Origin of the sequence: Gluconobacter sp. P1D12_c (genome assembly GCF_018812105.1) — a bacterium.
Lineage (GTDB): Bacteria > Pseudomonadota > Alphaproteobacteria > Acetobacterales > Acetobacteraceae > Gluconobacter > Gluconobacter oxydans_A.
Genome location: NZ_JACSIQ010000470.1, coordinates 1 through 448, shown reverse-complemented (window position 1 = coordinate 448; position 448 = coordinate 1). Strand labels below are relative to the sequence as shown.

General features: G+C 40.0%; 1 protein-coding gene. It reads left to right on the top strand.

Annotated features, from left to right (window positions below):
• The coding region (locus tag KP705_RS17715) for a hypothetical protein (RefSeq protein ID WP_215765232.1) at positions 1-276 on the top strand (276 nt) is incomplete at its 5' end.
• Between the last annotated feature and the right edge of the window lie 172 nt (positions 277-448).

The following is a 448-nucleotide window of genomic DNA, read 5'->3' as shown; positions in this document are numbered from 1 at the left end:
TTGAAGAATCAAAATGAGAAGTTGAAAGCGAGTAATTCATCACTAAAAACAAAAATTCACAAAAGTAATGAATCACGAAAATCACTATTGAACGAATTGAAAAGCGAACGCGAAAAAAGTTTTGATAAGGGCAAGCCGTTCAGAGATTTACAGAAGAAGAATGAACAGCTTGAAACTTATCTTGGTTTAGTTTTTGATTCTTTGGATTCGCATGKAATTAATCCTGTTCCGTTCATTAAGACTGTCTACACGTTGGATGATTTAATGCGTGATTGAGATAGGATTGCTAAGGAGTGGCTTGAGTCATTCCAGGCGACGTGGGAACCTAAGGCGAAGCCTCAAAAGGGTTCTGATCGCTCTATTGCCTAGAGCGACGACCCCGAAGGTCCGGGGTCTAGCATTGGGGTTTCGACCTCCATGCTAAAGGCTAAATCAGTATTAAAAAGAT